22 protein-coding genes and 7 pseudogenes are annotated in these 22,865 nt (G+C 58.4%); 13 read left to right on the top strand and 16 right to left on the bottom strand.

Annotated features, from left to right (window positions below; translation table 11 throughout):
- Positions 1-513 precede the first annotated feature (513 nt).
- Both CP49_RS47600 and CP49_RS46200 read right to left on the bottom strand, forming a co-directional pair.
- Positions 514-801: pseudogene (locus tag CP49_RS47600) on the bottom strand (septal ring lytic transglycosylase RlpA family protein); the annotation flags it as partial.
- A 591-nt stretch (positions 802-1,392) separates the two neighbouring features.
- A complete protein-coding gene (locus CP49_RS46200) occupies positions 1,393-1,677 on the bottom strand; it encodes a hypothetical protein (protein WP_057852275.1) in 285 nt (94 codons plus the stop codon).
- A gap of 14 nt (positions 1,678-1,691) precedes the next feature.
- On the opposite strand from CP49_RS46200, the gene CP49_RS46195 reads away from it, so the two are divergent.
- Positions 1,692-1,829 (top strand): hypothetical protein, encoded by a 138-nt coding sequence (locus CP49_RS46195; RefSeq protein WP_197423180.1) that lies wholly within the window; start codon positions 1,692-1,694, stop codon positions 1,827-1,829.
- A gap of 173 nt (positions 1,830-2,002) precedes the next feature.
- Here the strand turns inward: CP49_RS46195 and CP49_RS43095 are convergent.
- Positions 2,003-3,179 (bottom strand): annotated as a pseudogene (locus CP49_RS43095) (transposase); the annotation flags it as partial.
- A gap of 180 nt (positions 3,180-3,359) precedes the next feature.
- Between CP49_RS43095 and CP49_RS46190 the strand changes: the two are divergent.
- Positions 3,360-3,430: pseudogene (locus tag CP49_RS46190) on the top strand (ATP-binding protein); the annotation flags it as partial.
- Positions 3,431-3,502: 72 nt separating this feature from the next.
- Here CP49_RS46190 and CP49_RS47595 read toward each other — a convergent pair.
- Together CP49_RS47595 and CP49_RS21935 are read right to left on the bottom strand one after the other, a co-directional pair.
- Positions 3,503-3,688: pseudogene (locus CP49_RS47595) on the bottom strand (transposase); the annotation flags it as partial.
- A gap of 372 nt (positions 3,689-4,060) precedes the next feature.
- Positions 4,061-5,833, bottom strand: a complete 1,773-nt coding sequence (locus CP49_RS21935; RefSeq protein WP_057852269.1) for an adenylate/guanylate cyclase domain-containing protein — start codon at positions 5,831-5,833, stop codon at positions 4,061-4,063.
- Positions 5,834-6,188: 355 nt separating this feature from the next.
- Here CP49_RS21935 and CP49_RS48705 point away from each other — a divergent pair, with 355 nt between their 5' ends.
- Positions 6,189-6,320, top strand: a complete 132-nt coding sequence (locus CP49_RS48705; RefSeq protein WP_276326565.1) for a hypothetical protein — start codon at positions 6,189-6,191, stop codon at positions 6,318-6,320.
- 315 nt (positions 6,321-6,635) lie between these two features.
- Here the strand turns inward: CP49_RS48705 and CP49_RS21930 are convergent, their stop codons facing one another.
- The 3 genes from CP49_RS21930 to CP49_RS21920 form a co-directional block, all read right to left on the bottom strand.
- Positions 6,636-6,827 carry a CsbD family protein gene (locus CP49_RS21930; protein WP_057852268.1) on the bottom strand — a complete coding sequence of 64 codons (192 nt, stop codon included), beginning with the start codon at positions 6,825-6,827 and terminating at the stop codon, positions 6,636-6,638.
- Between the two features lie 483 nt (positions 6,828-7,310).
- Positions 7,311-7,538, bottom strand: coding sequence for a cysteine rich repeat-containing protein (locus tag CP49_RS21925; RefSeq protein ID WP_057852267.1), 228 nt, complete (start codon positions 7,536-7,538; stop codon positions 7,311-7,313).
- Between the two features lie 187 nt (positions 7,539-7,725).
- Positions 7,726-8,286, bottom strand: coding sequence for a group I truncated hemoglobin (locus tag CP49_RS21920; protein WP_057852266.1), 561 nt, complete (start codon positions 8,284-8,286; stop codon positions 7,726-7,728).
- A 293-nt stretch (positions 8,287-8,579) separates the two neighbouring features.
- On the opposite strand from CP49_RS21920, the pseudogene ligD reads away from it, so the two are divergent.
- Together ligD and CP49_RS21910 are read left to right on the top strand one after the other, a co-directional pair.
- Positions 8,580-9,499 (top strand): annotated as a pseudogene (gene ligD, locus CP49_RS21915) (non-homologous end-joining DNA ligase).
- Between the two features lie 190 nt (positions 9,500-9,689).
- Complete coding sequence (locus CP49_RS21910) at positions 9,690-9,947, top strand: hypothetical protein (RefSeq protein WP_245310806.1); 258 nt, start codon at positions 9,690-9,692, stop codon at positions 9,945-9,947.
- Here the strand turns inward: CP49_RS21910 and CP49_RS48700 are convergent.
- Positions 9,937-10,071, bottom strand: a complete 135-nt coding sequence (locus CP49_RS48700) for a hypothetical protein (protein WP_276326847.1) — start codon at positions 10,069-10,071, stop codon at positions 9,937-9,939. The two genes, CP49_RS21910 and CP49_RS48700, sit on opposite strands and share 11 nt — an antisense overlap.
- 201 nt (positions 10,072-10,272) lie before the next feature.
- On the opposite strand from CP49_RS48700, the pseudogene CP49_RS47590 reads away from it, so the two are divergent.
- Positions 10,273-10,533: pseudogene (locus CP49_RS47590) on the top strand (hypothetical protein).
- Between the two features lie 546 nt (positions 10,534-11,079).
- On the opposite strand, the gene CP49_RS21895 reads toward CP49_RS47590, so the two are convergent.
- The 3 genes from CP49_RS21895 to CP49_RS21890 all read right to left on the bottom strand — a co-directional run bounded on the left by CP49_RS21895 (position 11,080) and on the right by CP49_RS21890 (position 12,824).
- Positions 11,080-11,463: a PRC-barrel domain-containing protein gene (locus CP49_RS21895; protein ID WP_057852280.1), complete on the bottom strand. Its 384-nt coding sequence runs from the start codon at positions 11,461-11,463 to the stop codon at positions 11,080-11,082.
- A 354-nt stretch (positions 11,464-11,817) separates the two neighbouring features.
- Positions 11,818-12,135, bottom strand: a complete 318-nt coding sequence (locus CP49_RS47585; protein ID WP_245310805.1) for a phosphotransferase — start codon at positions 12,133-12,135, stop codon at positions 11,818-11,820.
- Positions 12,096-12,824, bottom strand: coding sequence for a phosphotransferase family protein (locus CP49_RS21890; protein WP_245310804.1), 729 nt, complete (start codon positions 12,822-12,824; stop codon positions 12,096-12,098). Before CP49_RS21890 ends, CP49_RS47585 begins: the two co-directional genes overlap by 40 nt.
- A 249-nt stretch (positions 12,825-13,073) precedes the next feature.
- On the opposite strand from CP49_RS21890, the gene CP49_RS21885 reads away from it, so the two are divergent.
- A complete protein-coding gene (locus CP49_RS21885) occupies positions 13,074-14,291 on the top strand; it encodes a transporter substrate-binding domain-containing protein (RefSeq protein WP_245310803.1) in 1,218 nt (405 codons plus the stop codon).
- Positions 14,292-14,496: 205 nt separating this feature from the next.
- Here the strand turns inward: CP49_RS21885 and CP49_RS21880 are convergent, their stop codons facing one another.
- A complete protein-coding gene (locus CP49_RS21880) occupies positions 14,497-14,724 on the bottom strand; it encodes a hypothetical protein (protein ID WP_057852264.1) in 228 nt (75 codons plus the stop codon).
- A 210-nt stretch (positions 14,725-14,934) separates the two neighbouring features.
- Here CP49_RS21880 and CP49_RS21875 point away from each other — a divergent pair, with 210 nt between their 5' ends.
- From CP49_RS21875 to CP49_RS47580, 3 genes are all read left to right on the top strand, one after another.
- Positions 14,935-16,440, top strand: a complete 1,506-nt coding sequence (locus CP49_RS21875) for an FAD-dependent oxidoreductase (protein WP_057852263.1) — start codon at positions 14,935-14,937, stop codon at positions 16,438-16,440.
- A gap of 74 nt (positions 16,441-16,514) precedes the next feature.
- Positions 16,515-16,673 carry a DUF3072 domain-containing protein gene (locus CP49_RS43085; RefSeq protein WP_082646154.1) on the top strand — a complete coding sequence of 53 codons (159 nt, stop codon included), beginning with the start codon at positions 16,515-16,517 and terminating at the stop codon, positions 16,671-16,673.
- A gap of 382 nt (positions 16,674-17,055) precedes the next feature.
- Entirely contained in the window at positions 17,056-18,024 is a 969-nt protein-coding gene (locus CP49_RS47580; RefSeq protein ID WP_245310802.1) for a hypothetical protein, read from the top strand.
- Positions 18,025-18,233: 209 nt separating this feature from the next.
- Here CP49_RS47580 and CP49_RS44925 read toward each other — a convergent pair whose 3' ends face one another.
- Together CP49_RS44925 and CP49_RS21860 are read right to left on the bottom strand one after the other, a co-directional pair.
- Positions 18,234-18,383: a hypothetical protein gene (locus CP49_RS44925; RefSeq protein ID WP_156438574.1), complete on the bottom strand. Its 150-nt coding sequence runs from the start codon at positions 18,381-18,383 to the stop codon at positions 18,234-18,236.
- A 1,489-nt stretch (positions 18,384-19,872) separates the two neighbouring features.
- Positions 19,873-20,082, bottom strand: a complete 210-nt coding sequence (locus CP49_RS21860; protein ID WP_057852260.1) for a PRC-barrel domain-containing protein — start codon at positions 20,080-20,082, stop codon at positions 19,873-19,875.
- 584 nt (positions 20,083-20,666) lie between these two features.
- Between CP49_RS21860 and CP49_RS44920 the strand changes: the two genes are divergently transcribed.
- From CP49_RS44920 to CP49_RS21850, 3 genes are all read left to right on the top strand, one after another.
- Positions 20,667-20,843: a hypothetical protein gene (locus tag CP49_RS44920; RefSeq protein ID WP_156438573.1), complete on the top strand. Its 177-nt coding sequence runs from the start codon at positions 20,667-20,669 to the stop codon at positions 20,841-20,843.
- Between the two features lie 456 nt (positions 20,844-21,299).
- Complete coding sequence (locus tag CP49_RS21855) at positions 21,300-21,497, top strand: hypothetical protein (RefSeq protein ID WP_245310801.1); 198 nt, start codon at positions 21,300-21,302, stop codon at positions 21,495-21,497.
- Between the two features lie 9 nt (positions 21,498-21,506).
- Positions 21,507-21,929: a response regulator gene (locus tag CP49_RS21850; protein WP_245310800.1), complete on the top strand. Its 423-nt coding sequence runs from the start codon at positions 21,507-21,509 to the stop codon at positions 21,927-21,929.
- 87 nt (positions 21,930-22,016) lie between these two features.
- Here CP49_RS21850 and CP49_RS21845 read toward each other — a convergent pair.
- Positions 22,017-22,500 (bottom strand): annotated as a pseudogene (locus CP49_RS21845) (tyrosine-type recombinase/integrase).
- Between the last annotated feature and the right edge of the window lie 365 nt (positions 22,501-22,865).

Raw genomic sequence — 22,865 nt, 5'->3', positions numbered from 1 at the left:
CCCCACAAGGCGGCAATTGCGAGATAACGCCGCTGCGCGGGCGATCGTGATTGGGGTGAAGAAGCATGCTCACTATCTGCAGGCAGACCTGCCGTATTGGTCCGCTCGTGGCCCGATTGTGTTGAAAAAGTCCTTTTGGGCTGATGACTAAAATTCTCAGGACCGCTCGTGCGTCTCGCGCGCTGCTATGTGAGGGACCGCATCGGTTAACGCAAAAGCGACCACCGACGCTCGCATCGAGTCTGCAGAGGCTTGCAGCGGCTGAGATCATCGACACTCGACATTCGCGAGATTTTCGAAGCCCTTCGATTTTCGACTTTTTCAACACGATCGGCCCCATAGCGGACACGGCATTGGGTTTGGCCCACGTCCGCTTCTGGACCCTTACGAGACATGCTCGACCCTGTGCGCTCGATGGTGGAGGCTGCTATCGAAGGATGACGCACCCGCGGCTCATCTCCTGAGACTTTGTGTCTCCATCCTTGCTGCGAGACTTCCCCTAGCAGACACAAGCTAAAGCACCTCAGCGCGAACCTGCGCCACGCCGCGGTCCGTAATCCCCAAACTGCGCGCAGCGCCGAGTGAAAGATCGAGGACGCGGCCGCGAACCCAGGGTCCCCGGTCGGTGACACGAACTACTACAGACCTGCTGCTCACAAGATCAGTTACACGAACTCTTGTTCCGAACGGCAGGTTGCGATGGGCAGCGGTCAGCGAATCCCGATTGAACGAGGAACCACTCGCTGTTTTTCCTGTCGGATATGAATAGTAAGAGGCTTTTCCGGAAAACACCCGGTTGGAAGATCGAGGAGCCGAGCGACCTTCCGGACGAAGTGTCGGTTCTCCAGTCGGAGGTTGCTCTAGCGGATCTTGCCTAGTCTGGTCTAGCGGCTCAGGAGCCGGTTCTGCTTGCGCCTTTGGAATGATGGACCATCTATCATTGAATGTCTGCGCTGCAGCAGAATTTACATGTACGCCCAACCAGGCCGGGGCTATCGCAATCGCGACTATTCCAAAAAAAACACGCATGAACGGCCTCACAAACAAATGGAAAGCCAAATGAACAATGCAAACTCATGATGCTCTGTTCCTGCACTTGGAGAAATTCTCCAGGCGATAAAGGTGAATAAATACCGATGCCCCAACTATCATTTAGTTCGATGCATGCTTAGGCGCACTGCAGCAAGAAACGTTTCGACCTCGGTTCGCTCCTGACCTCCCATACTGACGAGCATCGTCATGTCGGGCCATTTTCCCTGGATGCGGTGTGTCGGCCGAGGGCAGCACCATTTCGACGAGGAGCAGACGACCGGCCGGGTTCATTGCCTTGCGGACATTGCCAAGGAGCTCGTCCAGCGGGCTCCCCGAGTTCATCATCGAGCACGGAGACGTCTATGACAACGTTGACTTGAGCGTGCCAAGCTCGTCTTCCATGCCGAGCATCGGACATGAGCGTGAGTGTCGATTTGGAGGTGTCGCATGGCGTGCGTGATCAGCATTCATGAGTACGACCTGAGGCCCGATGTAACTGATACTGATTTCGAGCGCGCGGTTCGGGACGCCGAGCGACGCGGCCTGTTCGCCCTGCCCGGCCTCGTCGAGCACCGCTTTCTCAAGGGCTTCAAGGGCGCACGGCGAGGTGCCTACGCCGCCGTCCGGGTCTTCGAGAGTCGTCAACCCTGGGAAAGCCTATGGGTCGTTTGGACGCCCCGCTGCCTTTCGGTGACTATCCTCCGAACTGGAAGATTTGGGAGACCGAAGTGCTCGCGCCGTTCTTGAGCCGGCATCCCGACACGATCCGCTTCACCAGCTACGAGGAATGCGGCTAGACTAGTCTTTCACCAAGACCACCGCCCTTGGGGCGATCTCAGCGGGTCGTGTCCGGAGATGGCCGATTTTGTTGCAAAAGTCGGCTGTGACCGATGGATGTTGGTTGGCCGTTTCACTAGCGGCGATCGGCTTTGTCCGCCGGCTCTCCGGCGCTCTCTACGCAACTCTTACGCTACGCAACACACGGCGCATGAGCGGGTGGCGGTCGCGCAACCAACGACGCGAGCCGCCGCAGGTTCTGGGCGATGGCAGCAAGGACAAACTCGTCCTGGGCACCTCGCGGTCCACGCAGTCGAAGCCGACCGAGCTTCAAGATGCGCTTTAAATGCGCGAACCGCATCTCGATTTTCTTGCGCTCCTTCCGCGACTGCTCGAAGCCCTCGGTACTGGCGAGCGAACGGGCAACATCCCGGGCGCGCTCATGGATGTCGCGCGGGATCTTGCGCGATGGGTCTTCGGACAGCACTTTGGTTTGAGTTGGCATACATCGCAGTCGAGCTTGCTGGCGCGATACAGAAGCGTCTTGCCGTCATGTACGGTGCCGCTTGTCCCAAGCTGCTTGCCGCCGGGGCAATGGTAGACGTCGTTGGTCCGATCATATTGAAAGTCGCTGCGCGAGAAGGTGCCGTCATCCCGCTTCGATTTGTCGAACACGGGGATGTGTGGCGCGATGCCCTTCTCCTCGACCAGCCAGTTCAGCATCGGAGCCGCACCGTAAGCCGTATCCCCGACAAGCCGCTCCGCCTTGAGGCCGAAGCGCTCCTCTGTTCGCTGGATCATGGTCTTTGCCGCCCCGACCTCCGCCTGCCGAATGCAGCGGGAGGCCTCGACGTCAACGATAACGCCGAACTTCACATCGATGAGATAGTTGTCGGACTAAGCGAAGAAGGCCGGCCCCTTGTGAGTGCCGGTCCACTGGGCCGCAGGATCGGATGGCGAGACGAACTTCGGCACAACCTCGCTGGCAGCGCCCCACGCCGTATCGTTGAGGGGTCGCCATATACTCCTTCACCGCGCGGTTCGACTTCTTGGGATCGCGATCTCTGTGCCAGTACGGTCCCGATCGAGCGCTGCTTGTTGGCATCGGCAGCAATCAGGCTGGCATGGACGGCAAAGCCTTCCCCACCCGCCAGGCCGGCAGCAATACACGCCTCGACAACTCGCTCGAACACGCGACGGAAAACCTCTCCCTCGCGGAAGCGCTCATTGCGGGCGCGCGAGAACGCCGAATGATCTGGGATAGCATCCTCGATACCGAGCTTGCAGAACCAGCGATAGGCGAGGTTCACCTGCACTTCACGACAGATCAATCGCTCCGAGCGGATCGCAAAGACATATCCCACGACCAGCGTGTATCGACCAAATGTCTCCATGCGTTGGAGACAGAAGTGACCAATAACTGCTGACCGAGGCAGTGCTTGCAAGTATCGTGAAGCACGACAAAGCCAAGATGTACATGAAACTCCGCGAGGGCCAACATGGCAGAACTTCGCGAGTGGCTTGAGGCGCGAGGACTGGGTCGCTACGCGGACGCGCTGCTCGACGCCTGACCCATCACTGTGACATCGTCGAGACCGGCAATGACAGCTGGCGATTCAAAAGCCGCGACGACGATCACGCAACCAGCGCTCGTCTCGTCTTCACAATTCCGGCCAGCTCCGACAAGACGAGCTACCGCAAATACGAACCCCACGATCAGCATCCGGATCATCAATTCCGGATCAATCGACGGGCAACCTATGGACGAATAATGAAATGCAAGCTCGCTGCGAAGCCAGGACAGATCGAGAGCAGCATCGATCCTCCGCACCAGATGATCTTCAGGAATCGCGTCGCCAAGATGAAACTCGTAGAACAGTTGACCTTGGTCGTCTCTTCAGACGGCCCATCATGGATCGACCTCGTCGCGATTCGCGTCAACATAACGGAATCACGCCTCGAGGCCTCTCTCAACCGACTTTTGCAACAAAATCCGTCAAAACCGGATCTTCCGTCAGAGTCCGGCTTGTGAAAAGTCCGTCGTTCAATCTGCGTGTAGGGCATCTGTCCTCAATTTCGTCAATGCGGAAACCAATTGCACTGGCAACTTCTGTCGGGAGACGACAATTGAGAAAACAATTATGCATGTCCTAGACTCACGCGTTTTCACACAGCCTGGACGCATATCGGACATTCGCCTGTAAATCACAGGTCGTCCGGATCGGGTAAGCCGACGGACATCAATGCGGCCTCAACCATTCCAGCCGGCCTTGCGCAGACCCTCGACGAGATGAGCGTGGTCCTCCGGCCGAAACCACGGAGCTCTCTTGCGGACATACATGTCGAATGCCCCCGGTGCGCACGAGACGGCCTTCTCCAATGCATCCTTCGCTTCCGTTGTGCGCCCAAGTTGGCCCAGCGCCGCCGCGGGCCAGCGGTAGATCATCGGAAAATCGGGAAACGACCGGATCAGCCGTTGCGCGGCTTCAATCGAAGCCTCGTATTCGCCGCAGAAATACAGACCACACGCAACGTGCAACAAACGTACTGCCAGATACGGATCGCGGGGGTCGAGCCTGATACAGGTTTCGAGAGCCGCGAGCCCTTCCCCTGGCCGTCCTGCGAAGATCAACGTCGCGCCTCTGTGGCCATGCGCGATGGCCAGATTTGGACTCATTGAGAGAGCTCGCTCAATCTCCGCCAACGCACCGTCGGCGTCGCCGCGCGCTTGCAAGGCCCAGCCGAGGCATGAACGGGATTCTGCATCGGCGCCATCGAGCGCGACCGCCCGACGGGCCAGGGCTTCGGCCGAGCGTTGCGCGTTCGGCAGATCCAGCTTCTGGTAAATCGCGGCCGCTTGCAACTGATACAAGGCGAGCGCGCTGTAGCCGCCGGCGAAGGTCGGGTCGAGCTCGATTGCCTGCTTAAAAAAACCCTCTGCCGTCGCATCGTCGTCTGGGGTCGCTTTGCTCAGATGCCACAGACCGCGCTGATAGGCGGCCCAGGCATCGAGGCTCTCCGGTGGCTTGCGCATGGCGCGTCGCAGCTCGGCGTCTGCAATGGCGGGGGCCAGGGCGGTCGTCAGCGCTTCGGTGAGCTCGTCCTGCATCGCGAAAATATCGGCGAGATCGCGGTCGTAGCGCTCGGCCCACACATGGTTGCTGGTTCCCGCCTCTATCAATTGCGCAGTGACGCGGATCCGATTGCCGGCCTTGCGCACGCTACCTTCGAGCACATAGCGCACGCCGAGCTCGCGTCCGACCTGTTTCACATCGACCGCTCGACCCTTGTAGGTGAAGGACGAGTTCCGGGCGATGACGAACAGCGAGGGATAGTGCGACAGTGCCGTGATCACATCCTCGGCGATCCCGTCGGAGACGAACTCTTGCTCGGGGTCGCCGCTCATGTTGGTGAATGGCAGCACGGCGACGGACGGTTTGTCGGGCAAGGCGAGCGCCGGGATCTCAGCTTTGCGCGTCGCGGACCGCTGGCTGGGATCGATGATGATACGGTAAACGTGGACAGGCCGGGCGATATTCTTCAGCGTTTGTTCGCCCGCGTCCTCGACATCGAAAGACACCTTATCGCGCGCGTGACTGAGGACTGTACGTGAGATACATATGCCGCCAGGTTCGGCCAGCGCCTCAAGTCGTGCCGCGATGTTGACGCCATCGCCATAGAGGTCTCGGCCTTCGATCATCACGTCCCCAAGATTAACTCCGACGCGAAACTCAATTCGTTTCTCCTGCGGTACGTCGGCATTGCGTTCGACCATGCCCTGCTGAACCTCGATCGCGCAGCGAACTGCATCCACCACGCTTGGAAACTCAATTAGAATTCCATCACCGGTCGTTTTCACGATGCGGCCGTGATGTTGCTTGTTCTTCGGATCGATCAACTCGCGGCGAAGCACCTTGAGGCGGGCGAGCGTGCCCTCTTCGTCCGCACCCATCAGCCGGCTATAGCCGGCAATATCGGCGGCGAGAATAGCCGCGAGCTTGCGTTTGGTCTGATCTAGAGCCATTGGGGTCTGTTCCCCAGTTCCCTATCTCCATACTACCACCAAATGCTTTGCCTTTGGGATCATTCACGGGGATGGCCCGCCGTTGGATGGGAATATCGTCCGCTCCGCATAGACGAAGTCCCACCTTTCCGACTAGAGTTGAAGGTCATCGGCTTTGGCGGCGTGACCGAGATGCCCGCCTCTTAGCTCGCAACACGAATATAGGCCGCCGCAGGCGGACCACCGATGGCATAAACGGTGCGGCGCTAATGCGGAGACCGGAGGGGTAAAACCCACTAGGATCCACACCCGAGGAGCAACAGGATGACCCGTCCGCGAGGAATTTTCTACCAGATTGATCGACTGGAGTCCCTTCGTGATCATGGGCAACACGGTGCCGCCCAGAGATCCTGATGATGCTGAAGAGGATGAGGACGAACAGGAAGAGGAAGAGAACCGCGCCGACAAATCCCAGTCGTGCGCGAGCCGGACGAAGACTAGGGCATGATGCTTTTGGGATTGGGCATAGGTTGAGTTTCGAAAATAGTTGGTGCATTCGGCGAGCATAATTGGTCGGAGGATTCGCCAACTGTCATTCGGCATGTGTAAAGCGGACTGCCGAGTTGAACGCCCGGACTTCCGAATTTGTGCACCGAACGGACATAGCGGCACGTCCTGCTGAAGTCCGTTTCTTAGGGGTAAAGCAGACTTCGTCTATACCATTCGGCCCAGCGGCCCGTAATTCGCGATGCGGCCGCTCAGCCATCGCTTAGGCAAAGAAAAGGCCGCCCGGAGACGGCTAGTTCTTGGTCATCCCTCTTGCTTATTTTTTGAGGGCGTCAGCGGCGTCCCGCGCTGCATCCTTCACATCTCCCGCGGCGTTGTGGGCGGATCCCTTGGCCTTATCGATCTTGCCTTCGATTTCCATGTCCTTGTCACCACTGAGCTTACCGGCACCTTCTTTGATGGCGCCTTTTGCCTTGTCGGCAGCGCCCTTCACATGTTCGCGATCCATGATCGTGTTCCTTTGCTGTGTGCGATACCGGGACAACGATAGGGTTGCGCAGGGGTTCCTCGGAGGACATTACTGAAGCGCGGTCGCCCCAACGTTCGCAGAAATGCCCTCTATCTGGACGAGACGAGAACGCATTGTTGTAGACTGTCACCCGTCGCCGATACCCTGTGGCTCCCCCAAGGACTACCACCACGTCGTAAAAACCTCGCCGACCACGCCGAATTTCTCAGGAGCGTGATCCTGCGGAGGTTGAGTTGTTCAAGCCCAAGCGTCAGTCACACTCATGCATGGGCGGTCGACGCTTAAAACGTAAACCAGCGTTTACGTTTGACGGCGAGCTCGATCGACTGCGAACTCCCGCCTCATTCGTCCAACTTTGCCTCAGCCGATCAGCAGAGACGCCCGGCTTTACTGTTCTGGAAACGGTCTTGCCCATTTTCAACGCGTGCAACGAGCCGGCATTAAACCCCAGAACAAAGAGCCTCACATGCCATGGCTGGCAAATACTTTTTGGCAGCTCTTGCTCAGTCTGGTCCTGTTCTGCTGCAAGCATTGTTGAACCGCTCCATCATCGCCCAATTGCTGTCGGCAAAAGCGCTGCGCATCTCGTCTGCAGGCCTGCTGCTCTTGTGGCGTGCCCATGTGACCCTGTGCAAAAGATAGCGAAGTTTCAGTCAGCAAAAGTACTAGAACGAGGACAATGAAGCGCATAACGATCTCCCTATGTTGACAGGAACAAAACGTTGCTTCCCGTCTGCCGGTTCCTCGATAGACATAGCGATACACAGTGCACCTCAACCTGAGATGCGCTGCTGGCACGAAGCGGACCTTACGAAGCAACTACAGTCCAGCTCGTCCTCGGCTGAGTGGGATCGCTTGTGGAAAAAACCTGGATGCCTCAGCCCCGCTTATTGCGCGCGAGGTAACCGGCAGTGACCTCGTCTTTGTGGGCGGCGAAGGCTGCCAGGACTTCGGCTTTCTCGCGCTTCGGAACCTTGGCAAAATCCAGAGTCCGAGCGAGTTCGGCTGCGACCTCGTCAAATTCTGCCGGGGAGATCCGGAGCTCGCGGTGGGCCTCCTCAAGGCCAAGCGGTGTCGTCCCGGGCTTGGTGGCCTTGAACTGTAAAGGCCCACCGGAAACGTCGCAGACCCATAACGTGCGCATGAACTTGAGACCGGGCAGCCTCGTGAGGTTCTTGGTGTGCCATTGCCGCAGCTGCGGGTTCTTGGATTTCTGGCCAACGATGGGATTCTTCACGACGGCATCGCTAAAGTGATCAACTACTGCCGCGATGGCGAAAACACCGCCCAGCCGCTCATACAGAGTTTTTTCGGGCTTGGTCTGCTGCGTCTGCGCGTACGCGTTGCCAGCTCCAGCCAAAGCCGCCGGGGCGGCGGCCAGCGCCAGCCCGGTGATAATGTTTCGTCTTGTCATGGAAGTCGAACGAGATCGTGCCATGGTTACCTCCTATGATGGTTCGAAAGGTGTCCCCTTTGAGCAGGACTAGTTCGGCAACGACCGGTGACAAACGGATCTGTCGGCTCTGCGCGAGTCCGCCTACCTTCTGATCGGCGCTTGGTAGCCGTCCGGTTGGATGGGATTGAATAGAAAAGGTTCCCGGCAAAAACCGCCGCTGGGTTCACTATCTGTCCGAATGTTCCCGGGCGCTGGAGCAGCATAGCAATTCAGGAACGAATCCGAACCCCGGCGCATTTGAAACGATCTATTTTTGTTGAGTTGGAGTTTTTGGCGTGGCGTTTCAGCGCAAGAAGCCGGCGGTGATCGGCGTGAAGGCGCCCTTCCCGGTTTCGTCGAGCCCGCGCTGGCGACATCGATCGAGAAGGTGCCGTCCGGCGACCGCTGGATCCATGAGATCAAGTTCGACGGCTACCGCGTCCAGCTCCAAATCCACAATGATGTGATCAGGGTTTTCACCCGGCGCGGCAATGATTGGAGCAAGCGCTTCAGCAAAGTCGCGGCCGATGCCTACCTGATCAACGCAGGCAGCGCGATCACCGACGGCGAGGTGGTAGCGCCCGCCGCCGATGGCACCACGGATTTCTCGGTGCTGCAGAACGAGCTGCCCGGCAAGTCAACGCGGATCGTCATGGTCGCTTTCGACCTGCTGTAACCTGAACGGCTACGACCTCCGGAAATTGCCGCTCATCAAGCGCAAGGCTCACCTGAAGAAGATCATCGACGGGACCGACATCCAGTTCAGCGAGAGCTTCGAGGTCGATGGGCCGGACATGTACGCGCACGCCTGCAAGGTAGTCTGGAGGGTGTCGTCTCGAAAGTGCGGATAGACGGTATGGTTCTGGACGGAGCCGCGACCGGGTCAAGAAAATCTGCGCCCAGCGCGAGACTCTTACCATTGCTAGGTTCGCCCTCGGCGGCAACGACTGGGACGGCATCTACGTCGGCCGCCGCAAGGGCGAGGACCTGATCTACGCCGGCAAGGTTGATCACAGCTTTGATAAGAAAATCCGCCGCCGAGCTGCGGAAGCGTCTCACGCCCCTGATCCGGAAGACGCAGCCCTACACCAAGCGGATCGCGCACAAGGGCATCCGGGCCGAGCCGGAGCTGCTCGCCGAGATCGAATACCGGGCGAAGTCAGCGGAAGGCAAAGTAAGGCATCCGTTCTTCAAGGGCGTGCGTGAGGACATGTGATGCACGCCTTTGATCCTTGCCGATCCTTCATGGCTGGATGCGAGGATGGGGGACTACAGGCGGTGCCGATCGTAGTTCTGTTGTGTCCGGTCTGGAACGTTAGCGGTCCACCGCAATTGGTTCTCAACTTACAAGGGAGGACACTGAGATGCTTCCAATTTCACAGTGTGAGCGATCATTTGGCGGAACCTTGAAAACGGCCGTGATCCTTCTGGCGCTACTCGTCCTGGCCTTGTTTCCAGACGATCTCGCTGCGCAGGGATTGCCGTTGGAAACTGGCTCCCATCTTCCGGTCGCATTATGGTTCATCGGCGCTGCCGTTCTCGGTCTGGTGATAGCTTACGGTATCATGCGTAACAGGAGTCGGACCCGCGCCGAGAAGCACATCACCGAGCAAGCAACGAAGAACACTTACGCCGAGGAAAACCGCGACCGGGTTAGCCACTGACGATGACCGCCCCTGCCTGCTGCTGAAAGCATTCGTCAGCCGACAGCCCCAGATACCGCTCGACCTTGGAAAACACCGGCATGCCGATGGGTAAGGCGACAACCCGGGTAGAGCCTGCCGTCATCGGCTCGAACTCTCCGGCGGCATTCCGCGTGAACCGCTGAACAATCGCGGAAGGCAATATTCCCTCGCCCTCGCCGTTTTCCTGTAGCTGGGCAGCACAAGGCGCTGACAATCGAACGTCGCCGTTTCAGTGGCACTTCAACAAAGCGCGGAAGCTTCCCAGTCTTGAGGGGCTAAAGCGCTCCAGGGCAGGAATTTCCCGATGCTGATGACGAAAGAACAGCGGCCGGTGATCCGGACGCTGCACGGATGGGCGATCTCCCTGCTGCAAGGTGGGCGCGATCCGCGTGCGAAGAGCACGGCTGGATGCAGGACCGCGCCGATCCGCATGCCCGGGATGGCGCCCTCACCGTTGCCCGTGGGGATCCTCCGTTCGGTGTCTCTCCGGACGAGGCTAGCGGTTAAGGACGTGCTGGACTCGGTCGGCGACACCTGCCCGGAGTGCCCGCCCGATTGCGGCTAGGCTGCCTCCACGTTGGTCTTATGGGGTTGTCGGGCCGGCCGTCCGCGGGCGAGTTCTCGCCAGGCGATGGCGAGATTGAGCCATTTCTAGCGCTCCAGGCCATGAGCTGCGACGGCGAGCTTCATAGCCGCATCCGCTTCGCTCTCGGGATCATATTCGCTCTCCATACAGGGAAATGTAGTCGCTGATCGTAAACGATCACCTGAAGACGGCTCCGTAGGAGTCCGGGGTGCCGGGTACTCTGCACGCCAAGCCGGCTTGGGCCGCCTGACGCTGGTCTGCCGCGCCACGCTTTTTGACGAGCCGAACGATGGTTCTTGAGTGCCTAAAGTGCGGCGACGGTAATCGCTCTCCAGCTTCTACCGAAACCTCACGATGGAACGTCCGCTCATTGATGCAAAGCAGACGCAAGGCGGAGATCGCCAATTTGTCGCGAACGACCCTTAGCAGATATCCAGTTGGCCACAAAAAAGGCCCGCAGTGTTTTCAGCACTGCGGGCCTTTTGATGGGCCGGCTGGCTCCAGCCGCCAGTTCAGATGCGCTGCCTAGCGTATTTGGCCACCTCGCGACTCCCAGTACGTAGGTGTCCCGTAGTACTGGTGGGTGCGCGTTTCCCAGTCTCGATCCTGCCACGAGTCATCACTGAACTCAGGCGCGTCCCTCAACTGTTGCTCGGTGATGTTTGTTCGAAAACCACCAAGCGACGTGTCAAATGTCAGAGCGCCCCAGGGTATGGGATAATGGCTGTGGCCTAACCCAACAAATCCGCCAAAGCTCATGACGGCATAGGCCACGCGACCTGACACCTTGTCGATAATGAGGTGATCAATCTCACCGATATTCTTTCCACCGACCCCATAAACCTCGGTTCCATGAATGTCTTCGCTTGAGATGCATTGATGATCCGGATGGGCTGTCGCACGGGCCATGGCTTCCTCCCTCAATAGTGAGTTTGTCGCCTTAACTCGGCCGCTACGGCCTCGTTCCTAATTTCCGAGAACATTTTCGCACCGCTACCCACTAATCTGTCGTCGCCGACATCGATTCCAACAAGCCTCCAGTCTCGATGTTCTATGGCGAATGTCGCCTTCTGGCACGTTTGAGACATGCCAACTGAAACTGAATATGTCCGGTTAGTGGGGCAGACCGGAAGTGTCCGGCCGACTCCCGAAACGGCGCTTTTTGCCCCGAAGCCGACCTTCGAACGGTCCGCTGTCAGGCGCGGCTCCGAGCTCAGCCGCGTTGCGACCGACCTGGGCGCGGTCAATCGGCTCGCTCCAACCCTAGCTGGCCATCTCGCGCAGATCTCGCACAAGTCCACCAAGGCCATCCTCAGCCGTCGCATCTGCGCCCAGCTTCGTGAGCCAGCACCACATGCTGATCCGATGGAAAAGGGTGTAGAGCCAAAGCACCCGCTCGGTATCCGGGTGATCGACCTGGCAGTAGCCTTCAAGGATGGGCCGATGGCTGCGCGGGTCTTCGTGCGAAGAACAGAACAGGGCCTTGGCCAAGTCGAAGAGTTTGTCCGCTGCGCGTGCGTTTCCGAAATCGATGACCCCACTTAGCTGAAGGCCGCCGACGCCGCCATGCGACGCGAGCACATTGCCCTAATGGAAGTCGTCGTGGCAGAGTACGGGACCGTCGCTTTCGGCCAGGAGATCGACGCTTCCTTCGGCCAAGTGCTGCAGTGGCGCCCGAGATCGGCGTCGCCGCCAAGATCGCGGAAACGCCGAAACACGTCTTCGAACGCCGCTGTCATATAGTCCGCGTTCGTGGATCTCGGCTTATCGATCCCGTGGCCGAGCACGTAGCCATATGCGGGCATTGGCACCGAGTGAATGCGCCTGAGAAGCTCACCCATTTGGCGATAGGCCTGGTCGATACCTGGCTCGGCCATCCAGTGGCGGAGCGAGCGGCCAGGCAATAGCGTCAACAGTGCGAAGCGCAGCGGCAGGACAGTGCGCGACTCGTCGACCCGCAGCCACTTAGGGACGGGCGGCGTCAGCCCCTTCAGCCAGCCTGCCACGAGGATCTCCTTCGACGGTCTCCATTCGGGCTCGTCCGGATAAATCTTGAGGACCAGCGGGTTGCGATCGGAGCCCACGAGATCGATCCTGTAAACTTCTGTACTGCCGCCCTCAAGCGGGCTGAAACCGCTGGCGACCAGGGAACGATCAAGGCTTTGGACGAGCCGCTGAACGGTTTCAGTGTCGAGTTCCGAGGTCGTTCTTCGTTGTGGTGCCACTTTCCATGTCTCTTGGCGCCCTCGATCAGGAGTGAGGTTACGCAATGACTATCGTGTCCTTCCAGCATTGTCGCGTGCTTGCAGGTGGTCGCGAGGAAGGGCGCCTGCGGCGGAGGAGCGGGTTGAGCGAACGTTGAAACCGATCTTCACTACGTCACCGCTTCTCGAAAGCTTGACCTCGTTCCGGCACGTCGGTTCCGCATCGGGCCGAGCTGGTCGGCGCCCGCCTGATGACGAAATGCCGCCAAATAGCAATGCTTCGGTCGACCGATTTCAATACGTATCAAGGTCCCTATGAGTTCGTTCGAGCAACCTCCGGCAGTTCCCCACCGCGGCGCATCTGACGGGCAGGATTTCACGCCGGAAGCCCTTAGCCGTTTAGAGCAGCGAGATCGGGCCTCTCAAGGTGAAACAGCCTTTTCGGCACTTCGACCGCTCCTACTATCCCTTGTGTCGCTGGCGGTGCTTGCACTCGGCTGCAGCGCAGGTCGAGCCCAAGGCACAGTCCCTGACAGAGAATTGGTAGTTGCGACCAAGGAAGCCCCGCCCTTCGCGATGAAGCAGCCGGATGGGAGCTGGGGCGGTATCAGCATCGAACTCTGGAGAAAGATCGCTGCTGGAGCGCATCTGCGCTTTCGCTTGGTCGAGAACCAGAACGTGCAGGATCTGCTGGATGACGTCGCGAAGGGCACCCTCGACGCCGGTGTCGGAGCGGTAACTGTAACCGCTGGACGCGCACGCAGCGTCGATTTTACTCAACCCTTCTACAACACCGGAATCGGGATTGCGGTGCCGATCAATGAAAGCGCGTGGGTATCGATAGGGCGGGCACTTCTTTCCTTCGGCTTCTTCCAGGCTGTCGTAGTATTGCTTTGTTTTGCGATGGCGGTCGGCTTCCTCATTTGGCTGCTGGAACGCCGGAAAACGGAACACTTCGGGGGAGGAGCCAAGGGGCTCGGCTCCAGCTTCTGGTGGTCGACAATTGCCATGACACAGGCAGGAGCCGCTCAGAATGCGCCAGCAACTCTTCCAGGGCGAATCGTCGCAACCGGGTGGATGATCGCTTCCGTCATCGCCATAGCAGTATTCACTGCAGGTATCACCTCCACCCTCACGCGCCGAGGGCTCGAAGGCGCGGTTCACGGCTTCAACGACCTGCGATCCGTGCGCGTCGGCGCCGTCGGGAACTCTGCGACGACCGACTACCTAAGTCGTGAGCAGCTTCCCTTTCGAGCATTTCCAGACCTTCAAAGCGGTCTATCTGCATTGAGCCGCGGCGCGATCGATGCCTTCGTCCATGATAAGCCGCTTCTGACCTGGATCGTTCGGAAGGATTTCCCAGCCTCGGTTCGTGTTGTCGACACCAGCTTCAGCAGCGAGAGCTATGCGATTGTGCTGCCGAAAGGCAGCACCTTGCGGCCGATGCTCGATCTCGCCGTGCTCGATCAGATCGAAAGCCATTGGTGGCGACAAACGCTGTTCCAAACCCTTGGAAATTCACGATCTCCCTAACTCACCGTTGCAATCCCCATCCGCTTTCAGTGCTATCTCAAATTCCGTAGGGAGCCCCCTAACCGTAGCGTGCGTCGAGCCGTCGACAACGTTCGATTTGTTGGAAGGGATATTGAGTTGCCGTCAAATTCATCGAGTTAGGGGAAGTGCCTTGATTGGAAAGTATGCGTCCGGAGGCTGCACATGACGTCGGGTCTTGACGACCCTAGCTGTCTCGGGTGGCAATGCGCCGACTCGGGGAGCTCCTACTCTGTAGCTCAGCAATGGCGGCTTCCGCCTTCGCGATCACCGCTTCGGCACGTTCTATCGCGGCACCGAGTTCATCGCTTTTCCAGGCATCAACCGAATGGCCGTCGTCGAACGACCGATCGTTGGCGTCTCGCGCGCGTGCGACCAACTCACGAAGCGCGGCAACGGCTTCGGAGAGCAGCACTACATCGTTCGGGCCATCGGACGGGTCACATCAGCTGGTAAATGCAGCATACGTGTCCTGGGATAACGGTGACAGGTTTGGGCCTTGCGGACACCTCAGTAAGCGTCCGATCCGTAGGCTAGCTAGGCCGTAAATCGTTGGCCGCGTAAGGCCAGACGTAGGAACCTTGCCAGTAACGTAAGCGTTCTCAAGTGTTTGGGAGGACGTTTCATGGCTAGCACATCACTCTGGATGGATATTGACATTGCCCCGGACGCGGGAGTTCTGGACGGCGTCCGGGAATGCGACGTCGTCGTCATCGGCTCTGGCATTGCCGGGATTTCGACCGCGTATGAGCTCTGCAAGCGAGGTAAATCCGTTTTTGTCATCGATCGCGGACGCATCTGCGGAGGCATGACTTCGAGGACCTCAGCTCATCTTGCTCCCTTGTGCGATGATCTCGTCAGCGAGATGACGAAGATCAGGGGCAAGGAGGCGACGACGCTTTTTTGCGACAGCCAGGCGGCTGCCGTCGATCGCATTGAAGAAATCCAGAAGAAAGAGAAAATCGATTGTGACTTCCGCCGCCTCGACGGTTACCTCTTTCAAGGTCAAGGTATGCCGGCAGGCATCATCGATGAAGAGCTGGAGGCAGTCCGCGGTGTCGGCGCGCCGGTCCACAGGCTCATGGGCGTGCCCTTCAACGGCTGCGAGAATCGTCACGTCCTACGCTGTCCCAAGCAGGCAACCTTTCATCCGCTCAAGTATCTTGCCGGCGTCGCGAAGGCTTGCCGCGAAAACGGCGTGACTTTCTACCGTGACAGCCCGGTTGAGGAAGTGACTGAAGAGAATGGCATTGTGACCGCGAAAACAGCGCGCGGCGTCATTCGCGCCCGGCATGCGGTCGTCGCGACCAACTCGTCCATCTCTGACCGGTTCGCCATTCACACCAAGACGGCGCCATACCGGACATATGTGATCACGTTTGAGATCGAGCGCGGCGCTCTGCCCGACGCCCTCTACTGGGATACTGAAGATCCCTACCATTATGTCCGCCTGCAGCCTGGCCAGGCAAATACCGATTACGTTCTTGTCGGTGGTGAGGACCACAAAAGCGGAGAAGCCGACGACGCGGAGGATCGGTTCAGAAAGCTTGAAGCATGGGCGCGCGGCTTGATCTCCGGCCTTGGCAAAGAAACGCATCGCTGGTCAGGGCAAGTGCTCGACACCATCGATTACTCCGGCTTCATTGGCCGCGACCCCGGGGGCACAAATGTCTATGTCGCGATGGGCGATTCCGGACAAGGCCTCACGCACGGCGTTGCTGGCGCGATGCTGAATGCTGGCCTGATCTCGGGCGAAGACCATCCATGGAAGACAATCTACGCGCCGGGTCGTGTTCCGCTAAAGGCCGCGAAGAATTTCATGGCCGAGAATGTGACGGCGCTCAAAAGCTTTGCTGAGTATGTGGCCCCAGGCGAACTCACTTCACTCGAAGAGCTGACGCGCGGCGACGGCGCCGTCATCCGGCGCGGCCTTGAGAAGATTGCCGCCTATCGCGACAAGGAGGGAGCGCTGCATTTGAATTCGGCGAGTTGCACCCATGTCGGCTGCCATTTGCACTGGAACAGTTTTGAGACTTGCTGGGACTGCCCTTGCCACGGCTCAATCTTCGATGTGAAAGGACAACCCATCAACGCCCCGGCCATTGGCCCGCTTGTCCGCGTCCAGGAGTAAGGTAGCCGGACATGCAGCGAAGGCCGAAGCATCAAAGCTAATCGATGAAATGAGCGAAAGGCAGGAGTGGAACAATGCCGGAAGAGCCGATGATGACCGAAGCCCAACGCGATGAGCTCAAGACGCTCTGCCTGAAGGCGGACGTGCCGGACAAATCCGGCGAGCTGCTAACCCAGGAGAGCGCCCAGCAGTTTATCGACGAACTGAAGAAACAGATCGCAGAACGCAAATAGAAGCGACGCGCTGGAGGATCTCCAGCGGTTTGTTTGCACCTTAGCGGCGCGGTCGACGGCGCTGTCTCGATGATCCAAGTCATTGCGAAAGATGCCTAAGCACCTAATGCATCGTCGCAGCGCGTCAGTTCTGACGCACCCATCGCGATACATAGGCCCCCGCAGCGAGCCCCAGTGCCAAGCCCGCAAAAGCTCCTGCCATCGATTGCCTGGATAACGTCAGTTCCCATCCCGGCGTAAGCCGCTTAGGGGTGATTCCATAGTCGACGACCGCTGCGATCGCCGACATGACGGCGGCGTCTCGCAGTAGTTCGATTGATGATTGAGGTGGACGAACCGCCAGACAAGTCTCAAAAGGGAGCGCCCAAAACAGGGCTGATGCATGATGGGTGGCGAGCCCTATCCCGGTATGTGCAGCGTCGACCCCGCCAACACGCGCTCCATTATCACCGTGAAGCCAATGGCTGGTCGAGTTCAACGGTTGCGCGGCAGGCTTCCCTTCCATTTTTGCCAGGGCGGCCAGCGTGACTGTCGAAACGACGCTGGCTACGCTGCCTGTGATGAGAGTGGAAGCCAGCAATTGCGTGGTTTCATTGGTGACCTAACGTCAATTCGATTTCCACCACAACCACAACGCGCTTCCAGATGTTCCACGCCATTTGATCGCGCCGAAATGCTTGTGTCAGACGCTTGCGACAACGGCGGGTTGCAGCAAAGCCCGTCGGTTCCGCCGCTAGGAACGATTGGGTCGATCTCGCTTTATCGGGCAGCACGTTCGCCATGGAGATCTGAGATGGGGCCCGATGAGGTCCTGCGTGGGATGCTGATGTATTTCGTCCTGCCGCTGTGGCTGGCCGCCGGCTTTGCCGACTACCTCTGCCATCGCGCCAGTCACATCGAAAAAACCAGCGGCTGGAAAGAGTCCGTTCTGCACCTTGCCCAGTTTGCCGAGATGGCCGTTCCGGTCCTGGCCGCGCTGTTCCTCGAAATCACTTCGGGCGTGATTTTGTTGATGATGGTGTTTCTGGTTTTCCACGAAGCCACAGCCATCTGGGACGTCCGCTACGCGTCGTCGAGGCGTGAGGTTTCGCCGACCGAGCAGCACGTGCACAGCGTTCTCGAAATGCTGCCGCTGACGGGATTGCTGCTCGTCATCGCGCTTCACTGGCCAGCATTTGCGGCATTGTTCGGCTACGGAACACCTGACTTTGCCTTCAGGCTGAAGCAATCGCCGCTACCCCTGACGTACATTGTCACGATGCTGGCCTTGACCGCGCTGCTCGAGGTCTTGCCGTACTTTGAGGAGCTGGTTCGCGGTCTGCGATATCGCGCCCGGCAAGCGAAGGATTAGTTCAATGCATATCCTTCTCGTTGGCGGCACGGGCCTTATTGGATCGTCCGTTTTCTACGCTCCAGTAACTCCGTTGTGGCACCTTTGAGACATGCCCGCCTATCCTGAGAACGTCCGTTCACCGGCGTAGACCGGAAGTCGCCGTGGTCCGGTCCAACCGACGTGAATGACCCATACCGGAAGTCGCGCCTTTTGACGAACGGTCGCTGTTACGTCGCACAACATCCGCCGGTGCCGCCGTTGAAGCTCACCCGCGTGATCGTCGTGTTGTTGATCACGGTCTTGTTGTGGACGTTGGTGATGGCGACGCCGCCGAAATTGTTGAAGGTACGGCCATCAACTCCAACCGCGCGAAACATCTGTCAGGCGCACTGTCGCTTCATCCAGGAAACGCAATGCCAACTCGAATGGGTCACACCGATTTAATGTGGCACGTCGCGCGAGCGGCGTAGAGTGCGGACAAGCAAGTCTAAGGAGCTGCTCATGAAAGACCTAGCAGGCTGTCGTGATATGGAATTATTGTGCCGGCGCCGAGCCGCGCTTGATGCTCAACACAGTTGGAAGTGGCTTGGCGAAGCGGAACGCTGGAGAGTCCTTACGCATCGTGAAACTGCTTCTCGTTTTCAAACAGTGGGTCTGGGTCCGATGGCCATTGGTCCGAATACGATCGAAGGCGATTGCCGAAATTGGGACGAAGAGAGTCCAGCTGGGCTCTGAAGTTAGACCGGTTGAATTTGTATCTCGATGACGATTGCCCAGAAGCACTCCGTCGTCTCACATGCCGTCTAAGCAACTCTCCTAATTCATCCTAAAGTGCGTACAAAGCTCGCACTACGCAGCTCGCACTACGCCCGTTTCAAAAACATACTGACCTTTCCTAGTCGGCTAGCAGATGAAGCCAAGCGATTTCGACAGCAAGCCGAGCGCCTGCGCTCGGAGGCCGAGAAACTGCCGCAGGGTCAAGAGCGGGAACGGCTTTTGAGAAAGGCGCGGCAGGCCGAGACCGCTGCCCGCGTTGACGAATGGGTATCGTCGTCCGGGTTGCGAGCGCCGGAATAAGCAACGATTCCCCGAAATAGGCATTTGCCCTGTTTTGGATTGGAACGAAGCTGGGGCCCGGTAAACTCCTTCGGATGAAGGACGAGTGGAACGAAAGTCTACGGTGTCCGGCCTGCGGCAAGACTGGCATGGCCAGCCTTAGTCAGGACGAAGATGCCGACACGCCAATCGTTCAGGGTGTCCCCAGCGGCTTTACGGTCGTGAGCACCCAGCATGCCCCAGATTTCCATTGCGACACCTGCAACGTAGCGGTGCAGCCGTAAGGCCGCCTCAGTTGGCGGCCTCTTTCATATTCAGACTAAACCATGCGATGTCGCCTCTTGGCACCACGCGGCCTTGATCGCCGTTCCGACAAATGTCTGCTGTTCAGGGGATTTTGTTGCAAAAGTCTTTTTGGGGTGGCGAACGAAAGCTTTCAGGGACGCTGACGCGTGTTGCACGTGGCGACGTGAGGGACCACGTCGCTCCTCGGAAAAACGACCACCCGCGTAGCGGCGTGATGGCGCTTCGCAACGTTACAGCTCTCTGAAAATCACCTTTCGCGAGATTTTCGGGGTCGTTCGATTTTCGACTTTTGCAACAAAATCCAAGGAAGAGCGGACATTAGACGGTCTAGTCCCGGGGCTTCGCAAGATGCGAGTCATTCGTGAACCCTCTCTCGGCGAGCGACGTGTTCCTTACGGTCGCGCGACACAGCGTCACTTTCTTGACCGAGGTCGGGCTTTTCATTTTGATTGGAATGCTTTGAAAGAAGCGCGCGATCTGGGTAACCCGCAGCCGAAGCGAGGTCTAGGACTCCGGAAGCTTGATCGTTGAGACCGGCCATCTTCCCTCATGACCTTCGATGGAAATCCGAAGCCCGTGCAATTCATCCAGCCAAACGTTCTCGACCGTGCCTGCCTTTCCGTCGGTGAGCACGACGGCTTTGCCGATCAATTCGGATTGCGCCGCACCGTACTCATCCAAAATTTTTGACGCAAGGCGCTTCACCGATGGCATTGCTCGTCCATATCAGCCGAGCCGTCTGTGCTGTCCAAAGCGGCTTAATGGCGACGCTTGGCCCAACGCTCAGCCGCTGGTATGATTGGCTTTTCTTGCAGGAACGCGCGTAGCCTCTCGCCGATCTCTTGAACGATTGCTCGACTGTGTTTGGAGTCTATGTCAATGCGGTTGCGCATAACGAAGCCTCGTTCGGGTAAGAAAGCGCAAGCATTGGCGTCCATCCCTCCCGCAGCTCTCCCGCTTGCGAGCACGGCCGGTAATTCTGAACGGAACCGGAGACCGCCGCTTTTGGCTATCTGCGCGAGTGCTTGTTTTTAAGAACAGCGGGCCCTGCAGTAGGAGCCTTTGGCTATCCGCGACATGCGCCATGTAGTTAACGGCGAGCGACGGTCTCGAGCTACTAAAGTCTTGACCGGAGCTTTCGTTCCCTGATTTCAGACCGTGACGCCGTTAGAACCGCGGCATTGTGCTTGCTGCAGTGAGGAGAGCAACGGCCGCGATTGCAGACAAGATCAGATGCGCTCTGGAACCATTTCAGAGAGTGTCCGGTTAGTCCGTGGGGCTGATGGAGGACCATCGCCATGAGGATCGAATATCTTGCTGCAATTGCGATAGTTGCCGTTGCCGCTGGTGCTGGAGTGGCGGTCCATTCTGTCGGCTCGCTGCCGCCCGAAAAGCAGTCCACGCCTGCCGCCGCCCAATTGGCTACCCTGTTAGCTGAAGCCGTGGATCCGTTTTTGCATCGGTCCGGTGGCTAAGGCCGGCGCAACTCAAAAACGCATTTGCGGCGTTGCCTAAGTCATGGGGGCAATCGCGCCCGTTCGGCAGAGCAATTGGCTCGTCGAATTCTCTGCCAAAGCCCGCGCGATACTTAGCGCCTCGTCTGCATGGAACGCTGCAACGCCTTTGCCTCACATCCCGTGCGCTCGCATCCATACGTTCCTCGTTCTGTCGGATTGAACGCCAGAATAGTTCCGCTGCTTCTGCCTACGCCGCAACGTCGCGTCCGGTATTTCCGATATTGGCACTTTGCGGACAGAGGGGTTTGTAGTGCGCGATGCCGGATGAGCGACGTCTTTCCGTTGCGTCGCACCAGCTTAAGTTCCTCGCAAATTTCAGAAATTGTTTCGACGCGCAGCAGAAAAGTTACCGCGCCATGCCGCCGCCGCGCGTTGTCGTAAGCCATGGCTATATACAGGCTGTTAGAAAACACTGTGTTCGGGCCGGAGGAAATTGAACGTCTAGTGACGGCTTACGAACAGACTTTACGGGCGCTGGGTTTAAAGGATCGCAGCGACCCCATCACGCAGCTTGTCGCCGAGAAGATCATTGCGGTTGGCCGATTGGGGATTGAAGACCCGGCGGAGATTTCCAAGCTGGCTCTTAACAAGCTGGGAAGTTGGGGCCGCTGACGGTCCATTATGTTCACTTTTGAACATTTCGCCCCCATCGCGTTAGGTCGTGGAACCGCCTTTATTTGTGTCTGCGCGCTCGTGGTCGAGGACGAAGAATCATTGCAGGAAATCGTTCATGACGCCTTGAAGGAGGGCGGCTTCGACCTGACGACGGTCGCTTCCGGCCAGGAAGCCGTGGCGATGATCGAAAGTGGCGTGGTCAAGTATTCGGCGCTCGTAACTGACGTCAACCTCAAAGGGCCGATGAAAGGTTGGGAGATTGCGCGCCTTGTCAGGCAAATCGATCCTGCATTTCCCATCGTCTACATGACGGGCGCTGCCGCCGACGATTGGGCGTCGCAGGGAGTGCCCAACAGCATTTTGCTGAAAAAACCGTTTGCTCCAGCGCAATTGGTTACGGCGGTGTCCCAACTGCTCAATACAGGCTAGCCGACTTCCGGGTAACCGCCACTTCTGTTATTGGCACAAAGCGGCGGTTAAGGGCCGGGCAGAGCACGTCCACTCTGCCCGGGTATTTCAGACGTCAACTTGTTCCGCTATTCCGAGGGCGTCATCCACCTCAATGCCGAGATATCGGACCGTGCTTTCGATCTTGGTATGCCCGAGCAAGAGTTGGACGGCCCTGAGATTGCCCGTCCGCCGATAGATCAGGGTAGCCTTTGTGCGTCGCAACGAATGCGTCCCAAACAGCCTCGGGTCCAGCCCGACGCTTCCAATCCAATCGGAGACGAGCCGCGCATATTGGCGCGTTGTCATGTTGCGATCTGGACCACGACGGCCCGTGAACAAGAAGTCCCCCGTTTTTTTGTTGGCGGCCTTTAGATAGTCATCGACGGCCTGGCGGGTCTGCTCACTCAATTCAGATCTGACAGGTCGCCCGGTTTTCTTTTTGTCAGACCGTTGCGCGATCCGCCGTGTACCCGGCGGCAGCGACATCCTCGAATCGGATGGCGACGACATCACAGCCGCGAAGCTTACTGTCTATCGCCAGATTGAACATGGCGAGGTCGCGAGTGCGGCCTTCGATCTGGAGTTTCGTCCGGATTGACCAGACGTGTTTGGGTCGCAGCGGTGGCTTTGCCCCTGTCAGCTTTCCCTTGTTCCAGGGCAGCCGTTTATCAGGCGTCAGGGCAGCTTTCACTGATTCTGCATGGTCATACTCCTTGGTTACAGGAAGAGAGCATGTGCCACTGGTTAGGCATCCTTGACCCGGCCAATCTGCTCCTTTTGCGTAAGTCGTGTATCTTTAGCCGCCGAGAAGCTCGTTCACCATCTTTGAAGGGTTCGTGGCCGTGGTCCGTAGCGAGAATGCGTCACCAACTTGGAGCGACGTTAAGGCCGCGCTCCTAGATTTCGATCGCGCGG

Origin of the sequence: Bradyrhizobium valentinum, assembly GCF_001440405.1 — a bacterium.
Taxonomy (GTDB): domain Bacteria; phylum Pseudomonadota; class Alphaproteobacteria; order Rhizobiales; family Xanthobacteraceae; genus Bradyrhizobium; species Bradyrhizobium valentinum.
The sequence above is the reverse complement of the archived record's forward strand: the minus strand, read 5'-3'. Positions and strand labels throughout refer to the sequence as shown.

Coding starts and splice junctions, on each gene's coding strand:
- CP49_RS46195 (WP_197423180.1), top strand. CDS start 1,692: ATGGGTCGTTTGGACGCCCCGCTGCCTTTCGGTGACTATCCTCCGAAC.
- CP49_RS21935 (WP_057852269.1), bottom strand. CDS start 5,833: ATGGCTCTAGATCAGACCAAACGCAAGCTCGCGGCTATTCTCGCCGCC.
- CP49_RS21930 (WP_057852268.1), bottom strand. CDS start 6,827: ATGGATCGCGAACATGTGAAGGGCGCTGCCGACAAGGCAAAAGGCGCC.
- CP49_RS21925 (WP_057852267.1), bottom strand. CDS start 7,538: ATGCGCTTCATTGTCCTCGTTCTAGTACTTTTGCTGACTGAAACTTCG.
- CP49_RS21920 (WP_057852266.1), bottom strand. CDS start 8,286: ATGGCACGATCTCGTTCGACTTCCATGACAAGACGAAACATTATCACC.
- CP49_RS48700 (WP_276326847.1), bottom strand. CDS start 10,071: ATGACGGCAGGCTCTACCCGGGTTGTCGCCTTACCCATCGGCATGCCG.
- CP49_RS21895 (WP_057852280.1), bottom strand. CDS start 11,463: ATGGCCCGTGCGACAGCCCATCCGGATCATCAATGCATCTCAAGCGAA.
- CP49_RS21885 (WP_245310803.1), top strand. CDS start 13,074: ATGAGTTCGTTCGAGCAACCTCCGGCAGTTCCCCACCGCGGCGCATCT.
- CP49_RS21875 (WP_057852263.1), top strand. CDS start 14,935: ATGGCTAGCACATCACTCTGGATGGATATTGACATTGCCCCGGACGCG.
- CP49_RS43085 (WP_082646154.1), top strand. CDS start 16,515: ATGCCGGAAGAGCCGATGATGACCGAAGCCCAACGCGATGAGCTCAAG.
- CP49_RS47580 (WP_245310802.1), top strand. CDS start 17,056: ATGATGGGTGGCGAGCCCTATCCCGGTATGTGCAGCGTCGACCCCGCC.
- CP49_RS44925 (WP_156438574.1), bottom strand. CDS start 18,383: ATGTTTCGCGCGGTTGGAGTTGATGGCCGTACCTTCAACAATTTCGGC.
- CP49_RS21860 (WP_057852260.1), bottom strand. CDS start 20,082: ATGCCATCGGTGAAGCGCCTTGCGTCAAAAATTTTGGATGAGTACGGT.
- CP49_RS44920 (WP_156438573.1), top strand. CDS start 20,667: ATGAGGATCGAATATCTTGCTGCAATTGCGATAGTTGCCGTTGCCGCT.
- CP49_RS21850 (WP_245310800.1), top strand. CDS start 21,507: ATGTTCACTTTTGAACATTTCGCCCCCATCGCGTTAGGTCGTGGAACC.